This is a genomic window from Pseudomonas sp. BF-B-26, assembly GCF_019956495.1.
Classification (GTDB): Bacteria; Pseudomonadota; Gammaproteobacteria; order Pseudomonadales; family Pseudomonadaceae; genus Aquipseudomonas.
In genome coordinates, this window is the sequence record NZ_JAHBDP010000021.1 from 1 (window position 1) to 7,151 (window position 7,151).

The following is a 7,151-nucleotide window of genomic DNA, read 5'->3' on the forward strand; positions in this document are numbered from 1 at the left end:
CGAATGCGGTGTGTCAGTCGACATCATCTTTGACTGACACACCGCATTCGCGAGCAAGCCCGCTCCCACAAGAATCGTGATCATCCGCGCGGGTGGTGTTTGGCGTGCAGGTCCTGCAAGCGGGCGCGGGCGACGTGGGTGTATATCTGCGTAGTCGACAGATCGCTGTGGCCGAGCAGCATTTGCACCACCCGCAGGTCGGCGCCGTGGTTGAGCAAGTGGGTGGCAAAGGCATGACGCAGGGTATGCGGCGACAACGACTTGCCGATCCCGGCAACCTTGGCCTGGTGCTTGATGCGATGCCAGAAGGTCTGCCGGGTCATCTGCTCGCCGCGCTGGCTGGGGAACATGACATCGCTGGGACGCCCGCCAAGCAGCTCCTGGCGGCCATCGCGCAGGTAACGCTCGACCCAGACAATCGCCTCCTCCCCCATCGGCACCAGCCGCTCCTTGCTGCCCTTGCCCATCACTCGCAGCACGCCTTGGCGCAAATTGACCTGTTCCAGCGTCAGGCTGATCAGCTCCGTCACGCGCAAGCCGCAGGCATAAAGCACTTCGAGCATGGCGCGGTCACGTTGGCCAATGGCTTCGCTCAAGTCTGGGGCCTTCAACAGCGCTTCTACGTCCGCTTCCGACAGAGATTTGGGCAATGGCCTACCGAGTTGAGGCATATCGACGCGTAACGTCGGATCGACCGCGATCAACTTTTCCCGCAGCAGATAGCGGTAAAAGCCGCGCACCCCCGAGAGAAATCTCGCAGTGGAACGGGGTTTGTAGTTCTGCTCCAGGCGCCAGGCCAAGTGATCGAGGATCAGCTCGCGTCCGGCGTTGATCAGCTCCAGGTTTTTTTCCTGCAGCCAGCCGTTGAACAGGGCCAGGTCGCTGCGATAGGCATCGCGGGTGTTATCGGAAAGACCTTTCTCCAGCCACAGCGCGTCAAGAAACTGGTCTATCAAAGGATGATCGATGGCGGGCATAAAGGCTCAGGCAAGACCGACAATACGGTCAGGGAAGATAAATCGCAGGCAACAAAAAAGCAGCCCGTAGGCTGCTTTTTTCTGCATCGGAAGCTGGACTTAAGCCAGTTTTTCCTTGATGCGAGCTGCTTTACCGGACAGGTCACGCAGGTAGTACAGCTTGGCTTTACGTACGTCACCGCGACGTTTAACGGCCATGCTGTCGATTTGCGGGCTGTAGGTCTGGAAAGTACGCTCTACGCCAACACCGTTGGAGATTTTACGAACGGTGAAAGCACTGTTTACGCCGCGGTTACGCTTGGCGATAACAACACCTTCGAACGCTTGCAGACGCGAACGGTCGCCTTCCTTCACTTTCACCTGAACGACAATGGTGTCGCCCGGGGCAAAGGTAGGGATCTCTTTGGTCATCTGCTCTGCTTCGAGTGCAAGGATGATTTTGTTAGTCATGCTGTGCTCCTAAGGTAAATCGTCGGATCTACCATCGATACGTTGTTAACTATCGTCCCGCTCGCGGATGTATTCCTCGAGCAGCTTCTTCTCTTCTCCAGAAAGCGAGCGGCTTTCCAGAAGATCGGCGCGTCGTTCAAAGGTCCTACCAAGGGACTGCTGTAAACGCCAACGCCGGATATGCGCGTGATTGCCACTTAGCAATACGTCGGGAACACGCTGATCCGCATACACCTCCGGTCGGGTGTAGTGCGGGCAATCCAGCAAACCATCCGTAAAGGAATCTTCCTCGGCGGAGTCCGCATGCCCTAAAGCTCCAGGCAGCAGTCGTGTAACCGCATCGATCAGGACCATCGCCGGCAGCTCGCCGCCAGACAGTACATAGTCGCCAATCGACCACTCTTCATCGACATGAGCATCAATAAAACGCTCGTCAATGCCTTCATAGCGGCCGGCAATCAGGATCAATGCATCCAGATTCGCCAACTCGCGTACCGCCGACTGAGTCAGTTGACGGCCTTGGGGGGACAGGTAAATTACCTTCGCCGCCTCCCCGGCTGCTGCCTTGGCCTGAACCAACGCATCTTCCAGGGGCTTGATCTTCATCACCATGCCCGGACCACCGCCAAATGGGCGATCGTCCACAGTGTGATGTCGATCCGTCGTGTAGTCTCGCGGATTCCAACAGGTGAGCTGCAAGAGCCCCTGTTTCACCGCACGACTGGTGATGCCGTACTCGCTGATGGCAGAGAACATCTCGGGAAACAAACTGATCACTTCTACGCGCAGGTTAGCCACGTTTAGAAGTCCGCATCCCATTCCACCTTCATCTCGCCTGCGGCAAGGTCGACGGCCAACACGCATTGCTCCGTATAGGGCAACAGGCGTTCGCGATCATCCAGGCTGCCAGCGCAAGGCTTGACCACCATTACATCATTGGCGCCGGTTTCCAGAAGATGATCGATTTTCCCGAGCAATTGCCCGAGTTGATCAATGACCTTCAGACCTTCCAGCTGGTACCAGTAGTACTCGCCGTCGGTCAATTCAGGGAACAGGTTGCGCGGCACGCAGATCTCATAACCGGCCAGAAGACGCGCTTCTTCACGATCATCAAGACCCTTGAGCTTTGCGACCAGGAACTTGTCGTTCCCGCGTCCGCTGACCAGCTCGACCTGTTTCACATTACCTTCGCGCTTGAGCGTCCAGGTTTTGTACTGCAACAGGTTTTCAGTCGGATCAGTAAAGGAATACACCTTCACTTCGCCGCGAACGCCATGAACCGAATAAATTTTGCCGATAACGATCAAATCATCAGCAACAGCTGGCGTCGCGTTCATATTGCTCAGGCCGCAGCCTTAGCCGCGTCCTTCAACAACTGAGCAACACGCTCAGAAGGTTGTGCACCAACGCTCAGCCAGTAGGCTACGCGCTCTTGGTTCACGGACAGACGGACTTCTTGACCACGAGCAACAGGGTTGAAGAAACCAACCTGTTCCTTGTGCGAACCGTCGCGCGGGTTGCGGCTGTCGGTTACGGTCAAGTGGTAAAACGGGCGCTTTTTGGAGCCGCCAAGGGCAAGACGGATTGTTAGCATGTGAACATCGTTCCTGTAGTCGGTGCTGCAAATCTAAAGGCACAGCGGGCATAGGTGCCCGAAAGGCCGCATATTCTAAGGAATATCCGGACTTTTGCAAATGTCTTTTTCCGACGGTCTTTCGGCCGCCATCAAGATTTGCTATAGAGCCGTCGTTGAAAACGGCCAGTCAGCTCCCGCCAAGTGCGGGTTTGCTGGAGATCCCACTTCCGTGTGGGAGGTGCAAGGGCAAGCCCCCGCGTAAATTAATTACATTCTAGGCGCGCCGCCGCCGGGCAACATACCGCCCATGCCGCGCATCATTTTGGCCATTCCGCCTTTTGCGGAGAACTTCTTCATCATCTTCTGCATCTGCTTGTGCTGCTTGATCAAGCGACCGATGTCCTGCACCTGAGTGCCGGAACCCATGGCGATCCGGCGTTTACGCGAACCGCTGATCATCTCAGGGTCGCGGCGCTCGGCCGGGGTCATGGAATTGATGATGGCTTCCATCTGCTTGAATTGTTTCTCTGCCGCGCCTTGAGCATTGCCCATCTGCGCCAGGTTCATACCGCCGATGTTTGGCAGTTTGTCCATGAGGCCGCCGAGGCCGCCCATGTTTTTCATCTGTTGCAGCTGATCGCGGAAGTCTTCGAGGTCGAAGCCCTTGCCCTTCTTCAGCTTCTTGGCCAGTTTGTCGGCCTTGTCCTTGTCGAGGGTCTGCTCGGCTTGCTCGATCAGACTGAGCACATCGCCCATACCGAGGATGCGCGAAGCAATACGCTCAGGATGGAACGGCTCGAGCGCGTCGCTCTTCTCGCCCATACCGATGAACTTGATCGGCTTGCCGGTGATGGCGCGAACCGACAGTGCAGCACCGCCACGGGCGTCGCCGTCGACCTTGGTCAGGATCACACCGGTCAGCGGCAGAGCATCGCCGAAGGCCTTGGCCGTGTTGGCGGCGTCCTGGCCGGTCATGGCGTCGACCACGAACAGTGTTTCGACCGGGTTGATCGCGGCATGCAGGGCCTTGATCTCGCCCATCATCTCTTCATCGATGTGCAGGCGACCGGCGGTATCGACGATGACCACGTCGATGAATTTCAGTTTTGCTTCTTTAATGGCTGCTTGCGCGATGTCGACCGGCTTCTGGCTCAGGTCGGACGGGAAGAAGGTAACGCCGACTTCACCCGCGAGCATTTCCAGCTGCTTGATCGCTGCCGGACGGTAAACGTCCGCAGACACGACCATGACCGACTTCTTCTTGCGCTCTTTAAGGAAGCGCGCGAGCTTGCCGGCGGTGGTGGTTTTACCCGCCCCCTGCAAACCGGCCATCAGCACGACGGCGGGAGGAACGGCGCTCAGGTTCAGGTCTTCGTTGGCCGCGCCCATCAGGCTTTCGAGTTCGGCCTGGACGATCTTCACGAAGGCCTGGCCCGGCGTCAGGCTGCGCGACACCTCGGTGCCGACGGCGCGTTCCTTGACCGAATTGACGAAGTCCTTGACGACCGGCAAGGCGACGTCAGCTTCGAGCAACGCCATGCGCACTTCGCGCAGGGTGTCTTTGATGTTGTCTTCGGTCAGCTTGGCCTTGCCGGTGACATGGCGCAGCGTCTGCGAGAGACGGTCGGTTAAGTTTTCAAACATTGCGCGATCCTTTCAGGCCCTGTGTAGACCGGGATAATGGCGGCCCAGACCGGAAAAAACATGTGCTCGGCGAGCCTGCGGCGTGGGCAGGTCGCGGATTATAGCGAAGACTGCGTCTGGCGGACACCTCGTCGTCAGGTTGCATGGTCTTTCGTGCTGTGGCGGTTCTATGCCAAACTCAGCGCCTTTCGGGCTTGCCTAACAGGATTTATGCTCCCCTTGTCACCCAGTTTGCTAGCTACCCTCGCCGCCGCCTGCTTATATGCCGCTGCGACCCTCTATCAGGGCACTCGTCTGGCCACCGGTGCCAAGGCGAACAAACGCCTGCTGGTCACGCTCGGCGTGCTCGCCGTGCTGGCTCATAGCGCCAGCCTGTTCACCCACCTGCTGACACCGATTGGCCTGGGGCTGGATTTTTTCAGCGCCGCCAGCCTGATCGCAGCCGCGGTGATTGCCCTGACGCTGTTGGCCTGCGCGCGGATCCCGGTGGAAAACCTGCTTATATTGCTGTTCCCGCTCGGCGCCGCCACCGTGCTGCTCGCACAGTTCGCCCCCGCCGGCACCGTGCAGATCATCGACGAAGAACCGGGCATTCTCGCCCACATCCTGCTGTCGATCCTTGCCTACGGCATGTTCACCATCGCGGTATTCCAGGCATTGCTGCTGCTGGTTCAAGACCATCAGCTCAAGCACAAACACCCGTCGGGCCTGATCAAGAACTTCCCGCCGCTGCAAACCATGGAAAGCCTGCTGTTCGGTTTCCTCTGGGCCGGCTGGACCCTGCTGTCGCTGTCGTTGATCTCCGGCTGGCTGTTCGTTGACAACCTTTTCGCCCAGCACCTGGTGCACAAAACCTTGCTGGCATGCCTGGCCTGGATCGTCTTCAGCGTGCTGCTATGGGGCCGTAATCGCCTCGGCTGGCGCGGCCACAAGGCCATTCGCTGGACCCTCGCCGGTTTCTGCCTGCTGATGCTGGCTTATTTCGGCAGTAAGCTGGTTCGTGAATACATCCTGCATATCTGACGGGCGGCATTAATGGACGACTTGCCCATAGGGCCGATGCTCGCGGTAGTGGCCCTGCTGATTTTATGGTCGGGGCTGTTTACCGCCATCGAAGCTGCGCAACAGCACTTGCTCGCCCAGCGGACAGCTTCGCGCTCGAGCGACAAGCCGGTGGCAAAACTGAGCTTTTCGCTCAACAGCCTGATCCTCTGCAACACCCTGTGCCGCGCACTGGTCGTGGTCATCAGCACCTTGCTGGCGATTTTCACTTGGGCGGAAAACGGTCCATGGGTGGCCTGCCTGGGGGCTGGCGCCGTGCTTCTGGTGTTCGCCGACTACCTGCCGCGTACCATCGCCGTGCGTTATCCGGACGCCGTCCTGGCCCTGGGCAACACCTTGCTGGGCGCGCCACTGAAAATCATCTATCCCGCCGCCTGGTTGCTCAATGGCATAAGCCAGCTGCTGATGCGACCGTTCGCCCGCAAAGTCAAAGTGGTGCAGCAGAGCGAAGACGAGACCCCGAACCATCGGCACGACGATCACGAACACGCCGCCTGCCGCCCACACCCGCTGTCAGGCATCCATGCGCTGGACAACATCACGGTCAACGACATTCTGGTGCCACGCAGTGACGTCGACGGGGTCAATCTGGACGACTCCCTCGAGGAAATCATTGAGCAGCTTCGCGCCAATAAACGCACACGCTTGCCGGTTTTCCACAGCGACATCAATCAGGTCGAGGCGGTGCTCAATACCCGGCAGATCCGCCATCTGCTGCCTGACGCCAGCCTGACCCGTGAGGCACTGCTGGCAGCCTGTCACGACCCCTACTTCGTGCCGGAAAGCACTCCGCTGCAACTGCAGCTGTTGAATTTCCACAAACAACAGCGACGCCTGGGCATGGTGGTCGACGAGTATGGCGAAGTGCTCGGTGTCGTGACCCTGGAAGACATTCTCGAAGAAATCGTCGGCGAGTTCGAAAGCCAGCACAGCCTGGATAACCCGCACATCCACCCACAGGCCGATGGCCGCCTGGTGATCGAAGGGGCGGCGTCGATTCGCGAACTGAACAAGAGCCTGGGCTGGCACTTGCCGAGCGACGGCCCGAAAACCCTCAGCGGGTTGGTGACCGAGGCGCTGGAAACGATTCCGGACAGTGCGGTATGCCTGAAGATCGGGCGTTATCGGCTGGAGATCCTGGAGACGGAAGATAATCGGGTCACGCGGGTTTTGATCTGGCATACCAGCTCGGCTCCAGCAGTTATTTGAACCCTGCCCCCGACCTGTGGCGAGGGAGCTTGCTCCCGCTGGCCTGCGAAGCAGGCCAATCACAGACGCTGCATTTATCCTGACAGCACCCATCCAGCCTTTTTGCGGCCGCTGCGCGCCCGAGCGGGAGCAAGCTCCCTCGCCACAGAAGCCATAGGCAACCCTGGCCCCTTGTTCGATCGTTAGCCTCCTTCCTATAATCATCCCCGCTTACCCAAGCCCCGCCATACCCC

General features: G+C 58.8%; 8 protein-coding genes. 2 read left to right on the forward strand and 6 right to left on the reverse strand.

The window, feature by feature from the left end:
• Positions 1-80 precede the first annotated feature (80 nt).
• The 6 genes from xerD to ffh form a co-directional block, all read right to left on the reverse strand.
• Positions 81-977, reverse strand: coding sequence for a site-specific tyrosine recombinase XerD (gene xerD, locus KGB03_RS01570; protein WP_074879884.1), 897 nt, complete (start codon positions 975-977; stop codon positions 81-83).
• A gap of 99 nt (positions 978-1,076) precedes the next feature.
• The gene (gene rplS, locus KGB03_RS01575; RefSeq protein WP_003175895.1) at positions 1,077-1,427 is read right to left on the reverse strand and encodes a 50S ribosomal protein L19; all 351 of its coding nucleotides are present in this window, start codon (positions 1,425-1,427) and stop codon (positions 1,077-1,079) included.
• 45 nt (positions 1,428-1,472) lie between these two features.
• Positions 1,473-2,246, reverse strand: a complete 774-nt coding sequence (gene trmD, locus KGB03_RS01580; RefSeq protein WP_173667518.1) for a tRNA (guanosine(37)-N1)-methyltransferase TrmD — start codon at positions 2,244-2,246, stop codon at positions 1,473-1,475.
• Positions 2,228-2,764: a ribosome maturation factor RimM gene (gene rimM, locus KGB03_RS01585; RefSeq protein ID WP_008014731.1), complete on the reverse strand. Its 537-nt coding sequence runs from the start codon at positions 2,762-2,764 to the stop codon at positions 2,228-2,230. The genes trmD and rimM overlap by 19 nt, the downstream gene beginning before the upstream one ends.
• A gap of 5 nt (positions 2,765-2,769) precedes the next feature.
• A complete protein-coding gene (gene rpsP / locus KGB03_RS01590) occupies positions 2,770-3,021 on the reverse strand; it encodes a 30S ribosomal protein S16 (RefSeq protein ID WP_007944872.1) in 252 nt (83 codons plus the stop codon).
• A 249-nt stretch (positions 3,022-3,270) separates the two neighbouring features.
• The gene (gene ffh, locus KGB03_RS01595) at positions 3,271-4,647 is read right to left on the reverse strand and encodes a signal recognition particle protein (protein WP_008151618.1); all 1,377 of its coding nucleotides are present in this window, start codon (positions 4,645-4,647) and stop codon (positions 3,271-3,273) included.
• Positions 4,648-4,857: 210 nt separating this feature from the next.
• Here ffh and KGB03_RS01600 point away from each other — a divergent pair, with 210 nt between their 5' ends.
• Both KGB03_RS01600 and KGB03_RS01605 read left to right on the forward strand, forming a co-directional pair.
• On the forward strand, positions 4,858-5,670 hold the full coding sequence (locus KGB03_RS01600) for an inner membrane protein YpjD (RefSeq protein WP_218537938.1): 813 nt from the start codon (positions 4,858-4,860) through the stop codon (positions 5,668-5,670).
• Positions 5,671-5,682: 12 nt separating this feature from the next.
• Entirely contained in the window at positions 5,683-6,918 is a 1,236-nt protein-coding gene (locus KGB03_RS01605; protein ID WP_223526055.1) for a transporter associated domain-containing protein, read from the forward strand.
• Positions 6,919-7,151: the final 233 nt, after the last annotated feature.